This window comes from Rhizobium sp. Leaf262 (assembly GCF_001422245.1).
In the GTDB taxonomy this organism is placed as follows: Bacteria; Pseudomonadota; Alphaproteobacteria; order Rhizobiales; family Rhizobiaceae; genus Agrobacterium.
In genome coordinates, this window is sequence record NZ_LMMM01000018.1 from 426,294 (window position 1) to 445,271 (window position 18,978).

Sequence of the window (18,978 nt, forward strand, 5' to 3'; positions counted from 1 at the left end):
TGCGTCATGGGAATATAGATGCCTCCGGAGCGGATCAGGTTTGTGGTGGAGCCAATTCGGACCGCAGCGTATTTGTGGTATCCTTAAATCCGGGATAGGCAGGATCGCTAGACAGCCCTACTCTCGCATCGATCTCGTCCAGTTTACGCCTTGCGTCCTCTGGTTTTCGTTGCGCAATCAGGGTCTCAGCCTGTAGAACCATTGCCTCAAGAACCTGGCGCCCGATTGGTCCTTCGTTGATGCTGCGGTAGAGTTCGATAACGGCATTGAGAGGCTCCAGCGCCGTCTCGAGACGATTTGTTTCGAAGTCTTCGTGGCCCATGTTCACATAGCTGGCAGCGACCATCACGCCGATATCCACATCCTGCTTCGTGCCGAAGCGTCTCTGCAACTGACCATAGGCAGCATAAGCAGCAGACCGATCCGTGTGTTGCAGCTTGTGGCCCTTGTTATACAACGCAAGTGCCAGCAGACGCTCGTTCGCCAGTTCCGAGCGCTCCGACAACCGCTCAATCACCTGATCCAGTATTGTGACGACCTGTCCGTCCGATGCCGTGGAAGCTTGCTCGATGAGGCGACGCGCCTCCGGATCGGCTCCGGGCAAAAGACTTGTACTGATCGGGCCATCGCTTGGCGATGACGACACATACCATGGAATTGGCTTCGGTACCGGTGTCTTTGCGGCGGAATATGCGATCAACGCCAGACCACCCAGACAAAAGACAGCCAGGCAGACAAGTTCGATGATCGAAGATCTCCACCAGCCAGGTCGACGGACTGGAGGAATAAATTGCGAGTCAAGAACCAACCCTTCCCTATAGTAAGCAAGCTGCATCGGATCGACCAGCCCGCTGCGGACATCGTTGAGGCCAAGCTCCTCCACCAGAATATCGAAGCGATCTGGTTTCAAAGGCACTTGATGTTCCAACACATGTTCAGCGATGGCACGGGCAAGAACTGGTTTGGAGGTCAACGGCCAATCGGCCATGCGTTCCCGCAACCACTGTCGAAAACGATTGGGATCACGATGCTGGCTTTCTTGCAGCAAAGGGTCCACGAAATCCGATATGGAAAATGTGAATTCTCCATCCTGCGCAACGTCCTCTGCAGGCAGTAGCGAAGTTTCCTCGACTGGCGTCGTATCCGCAAGCGGGCGGTCGACCGGATCGGAAAGTGGCCCGGTGCCGGGATGCGGCATTCGCTGTGCTTCGGGGTCGTTACCCATATTTTCCAGCGGCAAAGTCGAAGTGTCGTTTGCAACCGTATGCATGGACTGGTGCTGATGGTCGCGCCAGCGGATGAAATCCAATGCTTGCTGATAAGCCTGATGCAATGCCTGGAACCCAACAGGGTCTTCGTCAGGCCGCGTTACCTTCAACCGTTTGGCATAGGCACGCTTGACGGCTCTTTCGTCAGCCTCCTCATCTAGATCGAAAGCAACCAGCGGATGGGTCATCTCGGATCGATTTCACTGAGAACCCTGACCAGATCGTCTCGGAACCGGGCAATCTGCCTTTCGTCCTGTGTGTTCAGCACACCGTTGAAATGCATGATGGCGTTTTGCAACATCTCCCGGTGCTCCAGTCTTTCCTCATAAAGGCGCTCTGTCCTCGCCATCAGCGCGAGATTTTCCTGCTGCTCACGCGGGTGTACTTTGATCGCCGCCAGCTTGGCCAGCCTTTCTCGGATCTCCGCCTCGCTCAATCCCGTCTGTCCGCGTTCGATGACGATCTCGTGGTAAGCGCCTGTCGCTTTAACCCGAGCCTCGACCTGAAGAATACCATCGATGTCATAGGTAAATCGGGCAATGACACCGCGGTCGGCGGCGTTTTGAGCTTGAGGGATAGGAACCTTCAGCTCACCGAGCAAAATGTTCTTGTCGGCGATGGGATGTTCACCCTGATAGATACCGAAGGTTATCGTGGTCTGAGCCTTGTTGACCGGCCAGAATTCTTCCTCCCGGCTTACCGGAACAGTGCTGTTGCGGGGGATGAGTGGCAGGAAATAGCCCCCTTGGAACTGCCCGCTGACATCCTGGCGTGAGATATTGGTGCCCAAAGTGTATGGGCTGACATCGGTCAGGATCACTTCCCGCAGGCTGGCATCGCGCCCTTTGAGCCCACTTGCAACGATGGCACCATGGGCCACGACCTCGTCGGGGTTGACGTGACGTAGCGGCAAACGCCCAAGCAGACGGGTCACAGTCTTGATAACCGGTGACATGCGGCTTGCGCCGCCAACCATTACGATGTCGTCGAGATCATCCGGTCCTAATTTGGCATCGAGAAGCGCACGCTCGAGTGGGCTGCGCAAGCGCGCGAGCAGCGGTTCGGCCAAAACTTCAAACCGTTCCTGATCAATCGACCATCTGATGTCGCGATCGCCGATCTTCGCTTCCAGCACCACCTCCTGCGTGCCGGAAAGCTGTCGTTTGATCAACTCCATCCGGCGGCGCAGTTGCAGGCGTTCGGAGGGCAATATTTTATCGAGATCGAGCTTCAGGTCTGCCGCGGCCGCATTCATCAGCAGATCAAGGAAATCCTCCCCGCCGAGAAAATTGTCACCGGCACTGGCATGAACCTCAACGACGCCGTCAAATATCTCGACAATCGATACGTCGAACGTGCCACCGCCCAGATCGAACACCAGAAACCGGCTTTCGCCTTCTCTGTCCTGCATACCATATGCGAGCGCCGCTGCTGTCGGCTCATTGATCAGCCGCTCCACCTTCAGTCCCGCCATCTCGGCTGCCAGACGGGTCGCTTGCCGCTGACTATCGGAAAAATACGCAGGCACCGAGATAACGGCTTCCGTGACTTTACGACCGGTCGCAGCTTCGGCATCGCCAATCAGGCTTCGCAGAACAAAGGAAGACAGTTCTTCAGGCCGAAAATCCTGGCCGCCGAGACGTGTTTCGCGCGCTGTTCCCATCCATCGCTTGAAAGTGGCAACACTGCGATCCGGGTGGGTAACAAGCCGGTCCTTCGCCGCTTCACCTACGATGACCCCATTGTCGTCAAAGCTGACGACCGACGGCGTCAAGGTGAGTCCACTGGCATTGGGAAACAGGACAGGGCGTCCATTTTCGAATGTCCCGATCAGCGAATTTGTCGTTCCAAGATCAATGCCGACGATCATGCGTGCTTCCAGTCGCGTAAGCTCTTTGCGACGCGAAAACACCACTTGCAGCCTCTACGTGTCAACCCCAAAAAGACAATCGAGAGGCCATGCTCCAATCCATCTCACCTGCCTGACGCTCGAACATTGTCACATCGCTAAAACGCAATAAGGCTAATGATAAAATATTATGAACCGCCGTTGCCTGCGCAGCATGCGCGACCGGAAATCAGGTGCGCTCACAAACTCCAAGAAATGAGCTCTTCGCAGCAACGCATCGAGAATATGGGACCGTTGCGAACGCGACGTGCCCATCGCTTGTTGGCGATGGAACGCTAAAAGGACCACATCGTCCAAGCAGCTATCGCCTGAACGGGCCGTACCCATACCCGGGCGATTTCAAAGTCCAGGCTAAATCATTGGCGCGAACGCGGTGTTCTACCGAATGTTCGTTTGAACGCTTGCGTGAATGCACTTTGCGAGAGATAGCCAACCTCAGCCGCAGTCTCTGACACTGCGGCACCCATGGCGAGCTTTCTGTCGGCCAGGATCATCCGCCACTGCGTCAGATATGCGAGTGGTGGCAAGCCGACGCGCTGCGAGAAGTGAAAGTTCAGGGATGAACGGGACATCCCAATCTCTTTGGCCAACGCTTCAACCGTCCACCGCCGGGCGACATTGTCATGCATCAGCTTGATCGCGTTTGCCAGGCGAGGTTCGGCAAGGGCCGCGATCCAGCCTGTTCCAAGTGAGGCGCCGTCAGCGATGTATGCTCGAACAGCCTCAATAACGAGGATTTCGGCCAGCTTTTCCGCAACAAGCGAACCACCCACGGCGTCGCTGCTCGCTTCATCGTACAAAGCACCCAACGTTCGTGCGATTGCCTGTGCGCTTGAGGACTTTGGATCCACTCTCATGAACTTTGGAAGTGCATCGAGAACGAACCAGCCGCTTCCTTCGGAGAAGGCGCTCCCTCCCCCAATCATCACGGTTTCGGATGAAGTGCCAAGGCGCACCAAGTTTTGACCAGGCGAAGCGTAAAGCGACATGCCGTCAACTGGAGTTACGCCGGGTTCGCTCGCAATCGTGTAAACGGTGTCGGCAAGCAGAATGACGTCACCCTCTTGCAGAAGTTCAGGAGCGAGACCGGGCAGAAGCAGCCAACAATGACCTCGTCTGATGGCAACGAACTTGAGCCGATCGCGACCGTCGAACGATAACGCCCATTCTCCCCCAGCCTCGAGGCTCGTACCCCGGACACTACGCGTACCCAGTGAAACAAGTACCTCTGAAAACGGATCGCGCATCTCTTTTGGCCTTTCGCGACAAAACTACGGTCATACACGCATAGAACATCCAGCAGGTCGATCGTATTCTGAACTCCGAAATCAAAGGAGCTTTCTTATGAATATTCAAGACAAGGTCATTGCCATCACTGGGGCGGGACGCAGCATCGGTCGGTCGGCCGCACTTCTGCTTGCAAGTCGTGGTGCTCGGGTGGTCCTCGGCGCGAGAAACGGGAACGAATTGGCCTCAGTTGCAGATGAAATCAAACTTGCGGGCGGTGAGGCGAAGTTTCGCGCGACTGACGTAAGGCAAAGATCAGACCTGCAAGCCCTCGTCGATCTAGCCATCATCGAATTCGGGCGGCTGGACGTGATAGTGAACAACGCCGGCATCGGGCCGGTCTCGCGCTTTGACGCCCTGCGCGTTGAGGATTGGGACGCGATGATCGACGTCAACCTCCGCGGAGCGCTTTACGGGATCGCGGCAGCGCTACCGGTTTTCGAGCGGCAAAAGCGCGGACATGTGGTGAATGTGATTTCTACCGCTGGATTGAAGATTGTGCCTACAATGGGTGTGTATGCGGCGACCAAGAATGCGCTTCGCACCGCCACGGAAGCTTTGCGGCAGGAATCCGGAGGGCACCTCCGGGTCACGGAAGTATCACCCGGCTTTACCGACACAACGTTCGTGACGTCGTCTGTTACGGAACTGAGTGCGAGAGAGGCGATGAACAAGCGCAAGGACGAGATAGCGATTTCCCCGGACGCAATTGCTCGAGCTATTGCATTCGCAATCGAGCAGCCCGATGACGTCGAAATCGGGAGCGTTGTGGTTCGTCCTGCGGCACAGGATTAGTTTGGCGAAGCGTTACCAAACGGACGGCCTCTCATGTGCTAAAGGGCCATCGCGATGAACTCACGATCATACGAGGCTCCGAAACGCAAAGCATACCCGTAAAACCGCTGATTTTATCAGTATTTTCGACGCTCGTTTCGTTGATATGAGACGCATTTTCTAAACGGACTGATGGAGTGGGCTTAAATCCGGTTTGCTTCAGGTGTGCCGACAAGCGTTGCTGCGGCTGCATTTGCTTTTTGAAGAGCGTCGTTCATCGTTTTACCGGATGCAATTTCTGCAGCGAGGACGCCGATGAACTCATCTCCAGCCCCATGCGTGCTTTCGACCTTCACCTTGACGGCTTCGATGGCAATTTCTTCCCCGTTATGACTGACATAGGCAACGCCTGAACCGCCTGCGGTGACAACAACCTCTGGATAGACCTTCGCGAGCTTCCTTGCAGCTTCAAGCGCGCCTTCAAGCGTTTCCACGACCGGAACGCCTGCGAGCATTTCTGCTTCGATGGCGTTGACGACGAGGATGTCGATCAGCGGCCGGAGATCGCTGGACAGGGCGCGCGCAGGCGCCGCATTGATCAGCACCCGGCCACCGGCCTGCCTGACGGCCTTTGCACCAACGACATTGGCCGCATCGGGAATCTCATTCTGGAGGACGAGCAGTGTCGTCTTTGACAGCAACTCGCGAGCCGCGCTCACGTCGGCTTCACCAAGCGTCAGATTGCTGCCGGAGACGATAACAGCACCGTAATCGCCCTCGTCATCAAAAATGGCAACGCTCATGCCGGTGGATTGGGATGCGTCTCGCCGAACGAAGCTGTGATCGACGCCTTTGCGTTTCAGATTGGTAAGCAGGAACCGCCCGAAATCATCATCGGCGACCGCTCCGATCATGGATGTCGCCACGCCGGTGCGTGCTGCCGAAACCGCCTGATTACCACCCTTGCCGCCGCTTTTGGGATGCCATGACGTGCCTGTCACCGTCTCGCCCTTGCGTGGCCGTGATGGCCCCATGACGGCAATATCGTAATGAAGACTGCCGAAAACAGTGACGAGAGGCGAGGATGTCATGAAGGTTTATCTTTCCGTTTGGATTTGACGGCAGACATGGTCCGGTCAAGATTTCGTTCAGCCGATTGGTAGTCGCGTTGCGCGACCGCCATGAACACGGCGTCGAGAATATTCAGCTGTGCGATGCGTGCCGCTGCGTTTTCACCCATCAGGGGAGAGCCCTGTGCTGTGGAACAGAGGACGACATCGGCGGCTTGCGCCAAGGCGGAGGAGTTGTAATTGGTAACCGCAATCGTCTGCGCGCCATTGCGCTTGGCGACTTGAAGCCCTTCGATAATAGCCGTTGTGTTGCCCGAATGGGAAAAGCCGATAGCGATATCGCCTTCAGACAAAAGCGCTGCAGACATCAGCATCATGTGCACATCGTCAAACACGCTGGCGCGCACGCCGATGCGCAGGAACTTATGGGCGACGTCCCGTGCGATCTGCGCCGAACCACCAACGCCATAGAAATCCCGATGCTTCGCGCCATGGATGAGGTCTGCGGCCTTGTCGAACGCCACCATGTCGATGATAGACAGCGTTTCTTCCAGGGCATGGATAGAGGTGCGGAAGACCTTCTGGACGATTTCCTGCGACGTATCATCGACGGAAAGCTCCTGATGCATTTCTGCTGTCGGCTGGCGGTTATATTGGCTGACGGCGGTGCGGAAATCGCGATAACCGGCAAAGCCCAGCTTCTTGGTGATCTTCACCACCATGGCTTCCGACACACCGGCATCGTCTGCGATCTGTTTTAGCGATGTCTCATCGCTGAAGTCACGCATGGCGAACACGGTATCGACAACCTTCGCTTCGAGTGGCGTCAGCAATGGCATCATCATGCGGATGCGTGGGCCGACGGCCTTTGTGTCGAAGCTTTCGGAATTCATTCTCTTCCCCTTGTCGCACGATCAATCATCATGGCAACGAGGATTATAAGGCCAGTGGCGAGCAGTTGATAGAAGGCCTGAACATTCATCAACGTCAAACCATTGCGCATTGCACCCAGAATGATGGCGCCCAGAATGGTACCGAGAATGCTGCCCTTGCCGCCCATAAGCGATGCACCGCCGATGGCCGCTGCTGCGATGGCATCCAGTTCCCACAGATTGCCAAGAATGGGCTCAGCTGCGCCAAGGCGACCGATGAGGATAAGCGAGGCAAGTGCGGCCAAACCACCGGAAATCACATAGGCCGTGATTTTGGTTCGCGCGATGGGAACACCAGCGACATAGGCCGCCTCTTCATTGCCGCCAACTGCCATCAGATATTCGCCAATCGGCGTCTTCTTGAGTAGAATCCATGCAGCGATGGCAACGACGGCGACGATCAGAACGGGTGTTGGGATGCCGAAGAGATTGCCGTTGAACAGCGAGCGGAACCCGGCGGGAATACCGAGAACGGGATTGCCGCCCGTATAGATCAGCGCGATGGCCCGGTAAGTGCTGAGCGTGCCGAGTGTCACGATGAAAGGTTGCAGGCCGACATAGGCAACGAGCGCGCCGTTGATAAAGCCGCAGAGAACGCCCACGCCGAGACCTGCGAGGATTGCCAGCGCTATCGGCGTGCCCGCAACCAGCAGGCTGGCGGTGACGACAGCAGATATCGCAGCCGTCGGGCCAACCGACAGATCGATGCCGCCGGAGATGATGACCAGCGTCATGCCGAGCGCAAGGCACGCATTGATGCTGGACTGCTGGAGAATGTTGACGAGGTTCCTCTCGGAAATAAAGCCCGGGACCAATGCGGCAAACACCGCCATGATGACGATGAGGCCGATCAGCGTTCCCGCATCGCGCAGCGAAAACGAGAAGCGGCGGAAGGCCGGAGCGGAGGTGGCGGGTGCATTCGAAGTGCTGGTCATGGACTGTCCTGTAAGTTCACACGGGTCGCGCAATGCGCGCGTCATCCGCATCGGCATTCGCCCCTGGAATGGCATGCGCGACAATCGCGCTTTCGCTCAGTTGTTCGCGTTCGATGGTTGCGGCAATCCGCCCTTCGCGCATGACCAGCACGCGGTCAGATAGACGGATGACTTCCGGCAGTTCTGAGGATACGACGATGACGGAATGGCCCTCACGGGCGAGGTCTTCGATCAGATGATAGATTTCCGATTTGGCGCCGACATCGATGCCGCGCGTCGGCTCATCGAACAGCAGGATCTGCGACTTCGCCGCCAGCCAGCGCGCGATGATCGCCTTTTGCTGGTTCCCACCGCTGAACAGGCGGATCGGGCGATCCAGCTGGAAGGGTCGGAGATTTACGCGCTTCAGCAAATCCTTCGCGGTGCTGCGAAGCTTGGAATTGTTGATCATACCGCCAGACGAGAAACTGCTGAGTGAGGCCAGCGCCATATTGGTGGCGACGGGACGCAAGGGAATGATGCCTTCCCGCTTGCGCTCTTCCGGCACCAGCCCGATACCGGCGGCAATGGCATCACGCGGATTGGCGAAGCTCTGCTCCTTGCCATCAATGCTGATCGATCCGGCGCTTAAGCGGTCGACACCGGCCAGCAGCCGCAAAAGCTCTGTGCGGCCAGAGCCGACGAGCCCGGCAATGCCGAGAACTTCGCCCTTGTGCAGCGTGAAGGAGACGTCGCGAATTCTAGTGGCTGAAGACAGGTTTCTGGCTTCGAGCTTTAAGGTATTGGTGACGAAGGAATTATGCTCTTCCTGCATCAATTCGCGACCAACCATCTTGGCGATCACATCGGTTTCAGACACCTTGGCAAGGTCCACAATGTCCACAAGCTTGCCATCGCGCATGATGCTGGAGCGCTGGCAGATGCGAAATACCTCATCCATCTTGTGCGACACATAAATAATGGAAACGCCGCTTTGCGACAGGCTGGCGATGACTTCAGCCAGACGATCGAACTCGCTTGGTGTCAGGCTCGATGTCGGCTCGTCCATGGCGATGACCTTCGCCTTGTCGAGAAGCGCGCGACCGATTTCGACAATCTGGCGCTGCGCGACCTTCAGTGACGATATCGGTGCTGACGGATCAATAGTCTTGTCGATCATCGCAAGCGCTTCGGCGGCGCGGGCTTCCTGCTCGCGGCGGGACACGAACATGCCGCCCATATGCGTCAGTGAATGTCCGAGAAACATGTTCTGGGCGACGCTCAAATGCGGCACCTGCTGAAGTTCTTGGTGGATCATGGCGATACCGGCGGCACGCGCATCCATCGGTTTCTTGAAGGCAACGGCCTCCCCATCCACGAAGACGGTGCCGGATGTGGGGCGAAATACGCCCGAAAGAATGCGCAAAAGCGTGGATTTGCCAGCACCGTTTTCACCGAGAAGTCCATGGATTTCGCCGGGAGCGACGTCAAACGAAACGTCCGTCAGCGCGTTGACGCCGGGAAAGCTCTTGGAAATCGTCTCGAATTTCAGTCGTGGCGTCATGTTCCACCTCTCAGTCTGGATGGAGATGCTGGGTTTCGCCGGCATCTCCTTGAGCATTGATCACTTGGCAGTCTTGGCGTCTTCCATCAGCACGGAGCGCACATCGACGCCCTGGCCCTGATAGCGGCTAAGATTGTCTTTGGTGATGAGGGCCTGCGGCGTGGCGACAACGCGGGGCAGTTTCTGTCCGGCCACCAGACGAAGCGCTGTCTCAAGCGCAACTTCGCCGGTCAGAACCGGGAAGCTGTCAACAGTGCCTGTCAGTTCGCCCGCCTTGATGGAGGCATAAGCGTCGGAAATGCCATCCGTGCCAAACACCGCGACCTTGCCTGCAAGGCCAGCTGCCTTGACAGCTTCAACAATGCCCAGCGCCATGCCGTCATTGTTGGCGTAGAAACCAATCAGGTCAGGATGCTGGTTGAGGATGTTGGTGGCAGCATCGTAAGATGTCTGGCGGTCCCAGTTGCCGGGAACGCTGGCAACGACCTGGAACTTGTCGTTCTGAGTGATCGTGGACTTGAAGCCATCCGTGCGCTGCACGGCGGCATAAACACCGGCCTGTCCTTCGACAATGGCAACCTTGCCGCCCTGCGGACGGTTTTCGATAAACCATTTGGCCACGCGCACACCGTTATCGCGCTGGACGTTGCCGACATAATGTTCAGCCTGTGGGATCACGGCGTCGTTGACGTTGACGACAGGAATATTGGCGGCCTTGGCCTGCTCGATAACCGGCTGAAGGTTGGCATCCGTCTGCGGCGAAACGAGCAGAACATTATAGCCCTGCGTGATCATGCCTTCGGCAATCGTCAACTGACCCAGCTGATCGCCTTCGCTCTGCGCGGCCTGATAGGCAACGGGAACACCGACCTTCTTGCCGAAAGCTTCATATCCGAGACCCAGCGAGCGCCAATATTCATTGGTTAGCGTCTTGGAAACCGCACCTGCCTTGGTGCCTTCAGGCAATTTCGGGAAAGGCCCGAGCTTGGCTTCCAGCTGCGACCAGTCCATGCGATCCTTTTCCGTATCGGAATTCAGCGGCGCAAGTTCCTGCGCAAAGGCTGCGCTGAACAGGAAGCTGGCGGCAAGCCCGGCAGCAAGTGTCGTCTTCAAAAAGGTCTTCATCGGTTTCCTCCCAGATGGAATGTGTCCGCACGCCTTCGGCATGCATTGTGACGAGGTTTTGGATTTTTTGCGCAGATCAGCCGAGCATCAGTTCCTGAATGACGGCCTGCGCGGAAACGGCGTCCTGACGTTCAATCGCACCGGACAGGCGATTGTCCTGCTCGATACGATCCACCACTTTCAACATCCGCTTGACGGTCTGAATGTTGACTTCGCATTCGTGAACCGGGTCGAGACCCGTCATGTCAGGGAATGTGTCGAAATAGATTGCGCCATCATAACCATCCTTGCGAATCTGGCGCAGAAGCTCGATCGTCTGCTGCGTGTGAACAGCACCAACCATCAGGCCGTCATCACGCTTGGCGTAACCGTCGTTCAGGTGGACGCCGAGGACGCGGCTGTAGCGGGCGATCAGGGCTGCCGCGAATGCAGGCTGCTCGTCGGCGTAGAGAACGTGGGCAAAGTCCAGCGTCACGCCAAGGTTGGGCATATCCACATCCTTGATGGCCAGAAGCGTGGTCGCGCAATCGGGCATCAAGCTATAGGAACGCGGCTCGTTCGGCTTGTATTCGATGCTGACGAGGCAATCCGGGTCGTGCGCGCAAACTTCACGAATTCCATCAATCTCGTGTTGCCACAGCGTGTGATAATCGGCCTGGAAGGCGTAGTCGAAACCATCCTGCCCCAGCCACAGCGTCATCAGGTTGCTGCCAGCAGCGCGCGCAGCGTCGATGCCCTTCTTCGTCAGATCAATCGCTTCACGCCGCACAGCCGCATCAGGATTGGTAAAAGCACCAATCTTGAAAGCCGGATTGGTGTAATAGCGCATGGCAAAGCCATTGATCGCAAGGCCTAGATCGCCGATCTGCCGCGCAAGAAGTGCCGGATCATCGGCCACATGGTCGGGATAATTCAGATCTAGATCCGTCAGACCATCAACCTTCGCAGCACGCTTTGACATCTGCAGCATGGTCGGCTTGCCGGAAAGATCAGGCCACTCGGCAGCAGGCTTCGAGGCGAAGGAATTCAGTCGGGTGGCGAATTTCAATTGGGTCACTGGTCTTGCTCACTTCGGTCGTTGTTATCGTAACTTCACAAATTAAAACTATTTTGTAAAGCTATATATGTTGTGCATCGCATCATTTCGTTTTGGGCACGCCACTTTTCGACCCTGTTCCGCGCCATCAAGACGCGCGAAATCCAGCCGCCGGAATTCCGGCAGCCCTCAATGGCTTAGGCATGACATGCACGAGTTACGCAGCCAAATCCGCTGGCGTCAGCGCGCCATCACGGCCTCGATTTCAGAAAGCATCGGCATTGCAGGCGCCGTGCCGCGCCGGGTCACGGCAATACCGGCAGTGGCGCAACCGAATCGCACCGCCTGAAGCGGCCCCGCACCACGCGAAAGCGCAGCCGCAAAACCACCCACGAAAGCATCCCCCGCGCCGGTCGTATCGACGGTCGGACCGCAGGATACGGCGGGCACATGCGCGGATTGCCCCGGCGCATGAAACAACACGCCACGCCCGCCAAGTGTGATGATGGCCACTCCAACACCGCGAGACAGGAAAATGTCACCAGCTCGTTCGGCATCATCAATCGTATCGATGGGAAAACCGACAAGTGCGGCAGCCTCCGTCTCGTTGGGAATGATGAAGTCGCAAAGGCTGTAAATGTCTTCCGGGAAGGCCTCTGCCGGGGCTGGATTGAAAATCGTCGTGACACCTGCACCGCGCGCGATTTCCAGCGCATAGCGCGCAGCCTCTACCGGCTGCTCCAGCTGGGTGACGAACACGGAGGATTGCGCAATGGTATCGCGCGCGGCTTCCACATCGGCAACACCAATCGTGCCCGCGGCTCCCGCATAAACGATGATGGCGTTATCTCCGGTGCCGTCGTTGACGTAGATGAAAGCGGCACCGGTCGGCTGATCGTCCATGACCGTCAGCTTCGCCGTCACTCCAGCCTCTTCATAGGTCTTCAGCGCCAAGTCACCGAATGTGTCGCGGCCAATCTTGGAAATGAAAGACACATCAGCACCGGCCCGCGCCGCAGCAACGGCCTGATTGGAGCCCTTGCCACCCGGACCGACAGCAAAACCGCTGCCGGTAATGGTTTCGCCCAAAGCCGGCATGCGGGGTGCGAGATAGGCGGTATCGGCAACGAAAATACCAAGAATGGAAATGCCAGATTTCATTCCAGACCTCATTTTACGGCCCCTGCGGTGAGACCCTTCACAATGTAACGCTCCAGGAAGATGCCGACCAGAACGAGCGGCATGATGGCCGCCGTCGCAATCGCCGCCATCGACCACCAGTTGATGCCCTGCGACCCGGTTTGACTGGCCACCATGACCGGCAGCGTCTTGGCGTTCGAACTCGTCAGCAGCGCGGCGAAGAAATATTCGTTCCAGCACAGAATGACCGAAAGGATGAAGGCCGCGACCATGCCGGGCAAGGCGATGGGCAGAACGATGCGCAAAAACGCGCCCCAGATCGAACAACCATCCACAAGCGCCGCCTGCTCAAGCTCCACCGGGATCGTGTCGAACTGATCGCGCATGATCCAGATGACGATGGGCAGCACCATAAGCGTGTAGACGAGGATAAGGCCGACAAGTGTGTCGAGCAGCATCAGGTGCTTGTAGAGAACCAGAAACGGCATCGCCAAAACCACGGGCGGCAGGATGAGCTGCGACAGGAAGAAGAAAGATATGTCCTTGTTCTTCATCCAGAGAAATTTGTAGGAAAACCGGCTGAGGCCGTAGGCCGCCAGCGAGCCGATCAACACGGCCAGAAACGATGCGCCAGCGGAGGCCACGATGCTGTTGATAAAGCGGCGGATGAATTCATCACGAACCGTCGATTGCGCAAAGATCGTATCGGGCGAGAGACCCAGTGAGCGCCAGCCCTTCCAGTCCGGGGTGAAGTCAACAAAGGGAATGAGATGCCCCTGCGTGACATTCACTGCCGTCTTGAAGGATGTGGTGATGGTCCAGTAGATTGGAAACAGCGACACGAAAGCCCAGAACACCAAGGCAGCATAGATCAGCAGACTGCTGGTCAGAAACTGCGGGCGGCGGGACCAGAGGCTTGGTCGTGGGGTGGATGTTTCAACATGTGTTGCCATCGACTTCAGCCTCAATTGTCGCGTTGCATCCACCGGCTCGCCCCTTTGAGGATGAGCGCGACGAAAATGATGATGATGACGAGATAGAATTCCGCAAGCATGGTGCCGTAACCGACATTGGAACGGTCACGGTATTCGCGGAAGATGAAGCTGGACACCGTATCCGTCGCCCCTCCTGGCCCGCCAGCGGTCACGTTGATAACGATATCGGCCAGCTTCAGCTGAAAGATGATGCGCAGAATGATGACGGTGATACTGACCGGCAGCATCAGCGGAAAGGTGATTTCCTTGAAGCTCTGCCAGCCGGACGCACCATCCACCTTCGCCGCCTCCTTGATTTCGGAAGGCAAAGCCTGAAGGCCCGCCAGCAGCAGGATCATCATGAAGGGAATGGACACCCAAGCATCCATGGCCATGATCGAGGTCCGCGCCAGCCATGGCGTCGAGAAGAATGCCGGATTGTCCCAGCCCAGATGTCGCGCAAGCGTCGCCGCCGGTCCGAAACGATATTCCATCAGCGATTTGCCAATCATCCAGCTGACGGCAACGGGGCTGAGCATCAGCGGCAGCAGAAAGGCGACACGGAAGAATTTGCGCGCCTTGATCTCCGCGTTGAGCAGCATTGCCAAGCCGAAGGCGATGGCATATTGCACCAGCACCGACAGAACATAATAGACCATGTTCAGCAGCGCGTTCCAGAAATAGCGATCCGAAAACAGCGTGCGCAGATTATCCAGCCCGTTGAAACGGCGGCCCGCCACCGCACTCAGGTTCCAGTCGGTAAAGGCGATATAGAGGCCAAAGACGGTGGGAAAGACCACCATGGCGACAGTAAAGAGAACAGCAGGCAGCACGAAAGCCGCCCGCTGGCCCGCCTCCCCGCGGATCATCACCTGCGCTGCGCATAGCGCAACCGCCCAGATGATGTAGGCAAACAGCAGCGGTCGCCAGCTGACGAAGCCAAAGGCCGAGATACCCGCAACGTCGGTTATCTGCGCGAGAAGAACGCCAAAGAGCAGCACCGTCGCGGCCACCAGCAACAGCTTTCCGCGCCGCGCGGAGCTGGGTGGAACGATGGTCCGTTCCACGGGGCTGATGGTTTGCGTGATCGTATGCGACATGGGCAGACCTCTGGGCTGGTGAGCCGAATGGAAGACTTCGTGGCTCAGGCGGCGAAACCCCGCCGCCTGAACGATTGCAAACTAGAAGCCTGCACCGGGCATCATGCCCCGAGCGAGGCCTTATAGAGTGCAATCTGCTTGTCGCGCCCAAGCTGATCCGTCAGCTTTTCCCACGCGGCAGCGATAGCGTCCGCTCCGGCCTGAGCGCTGGCCTGACCGGCAAACACCTTCGCAAGCTCGTCTTCCGCGATGCTGTAATATTGGAAGATACCGGGAATACGCGGCTCGATGGCAGCATTGGGGTGGTTATAGGAGTTGGACTGAGACGCGAGGTAGTTCGAAATGAACGCCTCGTCATAACCCGCCGTCACCCATTCCTTGATGTCGAATTGGCTCTTGCGATAGCACTGGAAGCCGGAAGGGTAGGCCGCTGTCCATAGCGCGATGTCCTTGCCGCCCAGATGGGCCGCCGCACTCCATGCCGCCTTCTTCTTTTTCTCATCGCTATCGACCCGCGACATGACGTAAACGCCCCAGCCGAGATAGGCCATGTTCGGCGCATGGTTCGGGCCGCTGGCAAGCTTTTCCCATTTGCCGGTCTTTGAATTATAGACATCGTCAGAACCCGGCAGAATATCGAAGCCGATGGTATCGCCCACAACAGAACTGTCGCTTGTGCGCGCGGCAGCCCCCACATCACCCCACCACGAGACCATCGAGCCGGTTCCGGCCAAAAACTGCTGGAAAGCCGTGGTGCCGGGGTCGGCGTTCAACTGGTCACCCGCTTCCGATGGCAGGGCATCGATAACGTCCTGAATGGCGCGAACCCAGGCAGGGTTGTTGATGCGCGGCTTCATCGTGTCAGCGTCGAACAACCACGCCTTGTCATCCGGGTGCTTGGCATAGGCCGTGGCACGGCTGCCGAGGAAGTAGAAGCCGAAACCGCCCCAGGCCTTTGGCGCATCGAGATAACCAATCGCATCCCCACCGGCGACCGTCTTGCCCTTGAGGAATTTGGTGACTTCCTGAACCTTCTGCCAGGTTTTCGGCACGCCCCACTCGCCCTCATGGCCCTCGTCCTTCCAGGCTTTGGCAAGGTCGGCATCGGTGAAGTAGTCGGTGCGATAATTGAAATTGTGGCAGTCACCATCGACGGACACGCGGTAGGTCTTGCCATCCCACGTCCCGACGGGTGCTTTCAGGTAGTCGACATAATCGTCCATGTCGATCTGGGCCTTGACCCAATCTGGCATCTCGGAAGCCAGCCCCTTGCCGCAGACATCACCCTCAAACGGCGCGCCCATTTCCAGAATGTCGAAATCGACTGTTCCAGTCGCAATGGCCTGTTGCAGACGCGGATTGTAATCCGCCTGCGCCAGATCGATCCAGGTGATCTTGGCGCCGGTATATTCTTCCCATGGCTTCAGAAAGCCACGGAACAGAACGTTATGAAGATTCTGGTTGTTGAGGCCCATGAAGGACAGCTCGACGCCGGCAAATTCGCCCTGCTTGACGTTCTTCTTCGTCGCTTCCAGGCACATCTCGCCAACCTTCTGCCAATCGGCATCGGTTGGAGAGCCCTTGCCAACGCCCGGCACCTGCAAAATCTGCGTGCGCAAGGATGCGTCCTGCGCGTAAGCTGCTCCAAACGGACCCAACATACTACCTGCGGCGGCCACAGCACCAAGGCTTGCGCCCGTCTTCAAGATGGCACGGCGGCTCAAGCCGATCGCCATCATTCTCTCGAAATCACTGACTTTCATGCGGTTCTCCTCCCGTTGATTAGATATCGTCGCGTTTCTCCTCGCCGCGACGAAAAGATTTCATTCCAGCCTCAGCCCGCTTTCCCCATCGAAAAGATGGACCAGCGCAACATTCGGCGTCATCGCAATCGTGCCGCCCGCGGGCTCTTCCACGCGGTCACGAAACACGCCAATGATTTTCTGCTGGCCGAGCTTGGCAAAGACCTGCGTTTCAGAGCCGGTCGATTCCACCACCGTCACCTGCGCGCTGACAGCACCGCCGAGCGTGAAATGCTCCGGCCGAATACCGTAAAATGCAGACTTGCCATCCGAGTTGGCAGGCGCGCGCGACAGCGGCAGGCGAATGCCATCATCCGTCTCGAAATAGGGTTCAGCGACACCGCGAATATAGCCCTTGATGAGGTTCATGGATGGAGAACCGATGAAACCGGCAACGAAGGTATTTGCGGGCTTATCATACAGCGTGAGCGGCGAGCCGATCTGCTCCACGCGTCCGTCCCGCAGCACGACGATACGGTCTGCCATGGTCATGGCCTCAACCTGATCATGCGTCACATAGATCATGGTCGTCGCCAAACGACGCTGCAGTTCCTTGATCTCAGCCCGCATCTGCACGCGCAGTTTGGCATCGAGGTTGGACAGTGGCTCATCGAAGAGGAAGACTTTGGGATCGCGCACAATCGCACGTCCCATCGCCACACGCTGGCGCTGACCGCCGGAAAGCTGGCGCGGGTAGCGGGCCAGATAAGGCGTAAGGTCAAGGATTTCAGCAGCTTTATGAACGCGGGCGTCGATATCCGCCCTCGTTTCTCCACGCATTTTCAGCGCAAAGCCCATATTCTCGGCCACCGTCTTGTGCGGATAGAGCGCGTAGCTCTGGAACACCATGGCGATATCGCGATCTTTCGGAGGCAAGTCATTGACCACCTTTCCGTCGATCTGGATATCGCCAAATGTAATCGGTTCGAGCCCTGCCACCATGCGCAGCAGGGTCGATTTTCCGCAGCCGGACGGCCCCACCAGAACGACAAATTCGCCGTCGGGTATTTCAACGGAAACGCCATGGATCACCGTCAGGCTTCCATAGGCTTTTCCGACATTGACGATGTTCATCGATGCCAAAAGCTGCTCTCCTCCCACGGCGTCGCACTCCCCGCGACAGTGCGCCTCCCTGTAAATGAGCGAGTACAGCCCGCCAGCCGCACTCGCCATCATCATGTTACCCTTGGGAGGACACATCCGTTAAATGAACTTCACACATATTTGTATTTTTGTAAATTAGACTTTTGCTAACTTTTTGAGAATTCTTTAAATTAGCTTGCGACTAGAGGTTTTGCCAGAGAATAAACGGGAAATCCTGCTCTTGCAGCGCGATATTGCCACTCTTGCTTACACATCTTGACCCAAAACAATTGTAGACATTACAAATATGATATAACTCGTGAAGAATAAGTCTGCAGTTCCTGGGAGGAAAAAGCCGTGCTCAAAGGGATCGACCCCATTATCAACGCGGAACTGATTCATGCCCTGATGTTGATGGGACATGGCGATCAGTTGGTTTTATGCGATATCAATCATCCTGCACAAACCATCGCGCGTCAAACGACTTATGGCCGCCTGATCGATGTTTCCGGCTGCGGCCTGGAGCGCGCCGCAGAAGCCATTTTAAAGCTTTTCCCGCTGGACACATTCGTCGATGCACCAGTCAAACGCATGCAGGTTGTCGGCGACCCTGACGGCCAGGTTCCGATATTCGCAGTCATGCAGGCAGTCATCGACCGTTCCGCGGGCCACCCCGTTTCGGTGGAGCCGCTGGAGCGCTTCGCGTTCTACCAAGCTGCAAAAGCCTCGTTTGCCATCGTACGCACTTCCGATCCGGGACCCTATGGCTGCTTCATTTTCAGTAAAGGGATCGTTTGACTGCTAGTTCGCGGAGATCGTGGTCGAAACACATGGTGCAAACGCGCAGGTGCCGCTTGGTCGCGTAGGCCGCCACGAGGAAAAGGTGGCTGCGCCGCCTTTTCTCGCCTCTGACGAAAAGCTTCATGGACGGAAGGGATGTGTTCGTTGTCGATCCAGCCAAATCTGACAACCAGTAAAAATCGGCCCCGAACTTGCCTTA

The 18,978-nt window shown here is 57.1% G+C and carries 16 protein-coding genes; 2 read left to right on the forward strand and 14 right to left on the reverse strand.

The genetic code is table 11. The features are described from left to right. Positions 1 to 34: 34 nt before the first annotated feature. The 3 genes from ASF29_RS24745 to ASF29_RS19460 form a co-directional block, all read right to left on the reverse strand. Positions 35 to 1,456 (reverse strand): hypothetical protein, encoded by a 1,422-nt coding sequence (locus ASF29_RS24745; RefSeq protein WP_062452282.1) that lies wholly within the window; start codon positions 1,454 to 1,456, stop codon positions 35 to 37. Continuing rightward, positions 1,453 to 3,138, reverse strand: a complete 1,686-nt coding sequence (locus ASF29_RS19455) for a molecular chaperone HscC (protein WP_062452283.1) — start codon at positions 3,136 to 3,138, stop codon at positions 1,453 to 1,455. The genes ASF29_RS24745 and ASF29_RS19455 overlap by 4 nt, the downstream gene beginning before the upstream one ends. Before the next feature lie 395 nt (positions 3,139 to 3,533). After that, a complete protein-coding gene (locus ASF29_RS19460) occupies positions 3,534 to 4,424 on the reverse strand; it encodes an AraC family transcriptional regulator (RefSeq protein WP_062452284.1) in 891 nt (296 codons plus the stop codon). Between the two features lie 97 nt (positions 4,425 to 4,521). On the opposite strand from ASF29_RS19460, the gene ASF29_RS19465 reads away from it, so the two are divergent. Continuing rightward, positions 4,522 to 5,259, forward strand: coding sequence for an SDR family oxidoreductase (locus tag ASF29_RS19465; RefSeq protein WP_062452285.1), 738 nt, complete (start codon positions 4,522 to 4,524; stop codon positions 5,257 to 5,259). A gap of 182 nt (positions 5,260 to 5,441) precedes the next feature. Here the strand turns inward: ASF29_RS19465 and ASF29_RS19470 are convergent, their stop codons facing one another. The 11 genes from ASF29_RS19470 to ugpC form a co-directional block, all read right to left on the reverse strand. Next, on the reverse strand, positions 5,442 to 6,329 hold the full coding sequence (locus ASF29_RS19470; RefSeq protein WP_062452286.1) for a ribokinase: 888 nt from the start codon (positions 6,327 to 6,329) through the stop codon (positions 5,442 to 5,444). Next, positions 6,326 to 7,201 (reverse strand): MurR/RpiR family transcriptional regulator, encoded by an 876-nt coding sequence (locus ASF29_RS19475; protein WP_062452287.1) that lies wholly within the window; start codon positions 7,199 to 7,201, stop codon positions 6,326 to 6,328. The genes ASF29_RS19470 and ASF29_RS19475 overlap by 4 nt, the downstream gene beginning before the upstream one ends. Further along, entirely contained in the window at positions 7,198 to 8,175 is a 978-nt protein-coding gene (locus tag ASF29_RS19480; RefSeq protein WP_062452427.1) for an ABC transporter permease, read from the reverse strand. The genes ASF29_RS19475 and ASF29_RS19480 overlap by 4 nt, the downstream gene beginning before the upstream one ends. A gap of 16 nt (positions 8,176 to 8,191) precedes the next feature. Next, positions 8,192 to 9,718 carry a sugar ABC transporter ATP-binding protein gene (locus ASF29_RS19485; RefSeq protein ID WP_062452428.1) on the reverse strand — a complete coding sequence of 509 codons (1,527 nt, stop codon included), beginning with the start codon at positions 9,716 to 9,718 and terminating at the stop codon, positions 8,192 to 8,194. A gap of 60 nt (positions 9,719 to 9,778) precedes the next feature. After that, complete coding sequence (locus tag ASF29_RS19490; RefSeq protein ID WP_062452288.1) at positions 9,779 to 10,843, reverse strand: substrate-binding domain-containing protein; 1,065 nt, start codon at positions 10,841 to 10,843, stop codon at positions 9,779 to 9,781. A gap of 76 nt (positions 10,844 to 10,919) precedes the next feature. After that, positions 10,920 to 11,891: a TIM barrel protein gene (locus tag ASF29_RS19495; RefSeq protein WP_062452289.1), complete on the reverse strand. Its 972-nt coding sequence runs from the start codon at positions 11,889 to 11,891 to the stop codon at positions 10,920 to 10,922. Positions 11,892 to 12,119: 228 nt separating this feature from the next. Next, entirely contained in the window at positions 12,120 to 13,040 is a 921-nt protein-coding gene (rbsK, locus tag ASF29_RS19500) for a ribokinase (protein WP_062452290.1), read from the reverse strand. Positions 13,041 to 13,048: 8 nt separating this feature from the next. Continuing rightward, positions 13,049 to 13,972, reverse strand: a complete 924-nt coding sequence (locus ASF29_RS19505; RefSeq protein WP_062452291.1) for a carbohydrate ABC transporter permease — start codon at positions 13,970 to 13,972, stop codon at positions 13,049 to 13,051. Positions 13,973 to 13,983: 11 nt separating this feature from the next. Next, a complete protein-coding gene (locus ASF29_RS19510) occupies positions 13,984 to 15,093 on the reverse strand; it encodes a sugar ABC transporter permease (RefSeq protein WP_062452292.1) in 1,110 nt (369 codons plus the stop codon). 101 nt (positions 15,094 to 15,194) lie between these two features. Further along, positions 15,195 to 16,856: an extracellular solute-binding protein gene (locus tag ASF29_RS19515; protein ID WP_062452293.1), complete on the reverse strand. Its 1,662-nt coding sequence runs from the start codon at positions 16,854 to 16,856 to the stop codon at positions 15,195 to 15,197. A gap of 60 nt (positions 16,857 to 16,916) precedes the next feature. Beyond that, positions 16,917 to 17,978, reverse strand: a complete 1,062-nt coding sequence (ugpC, locus tag ASF29_RS19520; RefSeq protein ID WP_062452294.1) for a sn-glycerol-3-phosphate ABC transporter ATP-binding protein UgpC — start codon at positions 17,976 to 17,978, stop codon at positions 16,917 to 16,919. A 357-nt stretch (positions 17,979 to 18,335) separates the two neighbouring features. Between ugpC and ASF29_RS19525 the strand changes: the two genes are divergently transcribed. After that, positions 18,336 to 18,776, forward strand: a complete 441-nt coding sequence (locus ASF29_RS19525; RefSeq protein ID WP_062452295.1) for an RbsD/FucU domain-containing protein — start codon at positions 18,336 to 18,338, stop codon at positions 18,774 to 18,776. Positions 18,777 to 18,978: the final 202 nt, after the last annotated feature.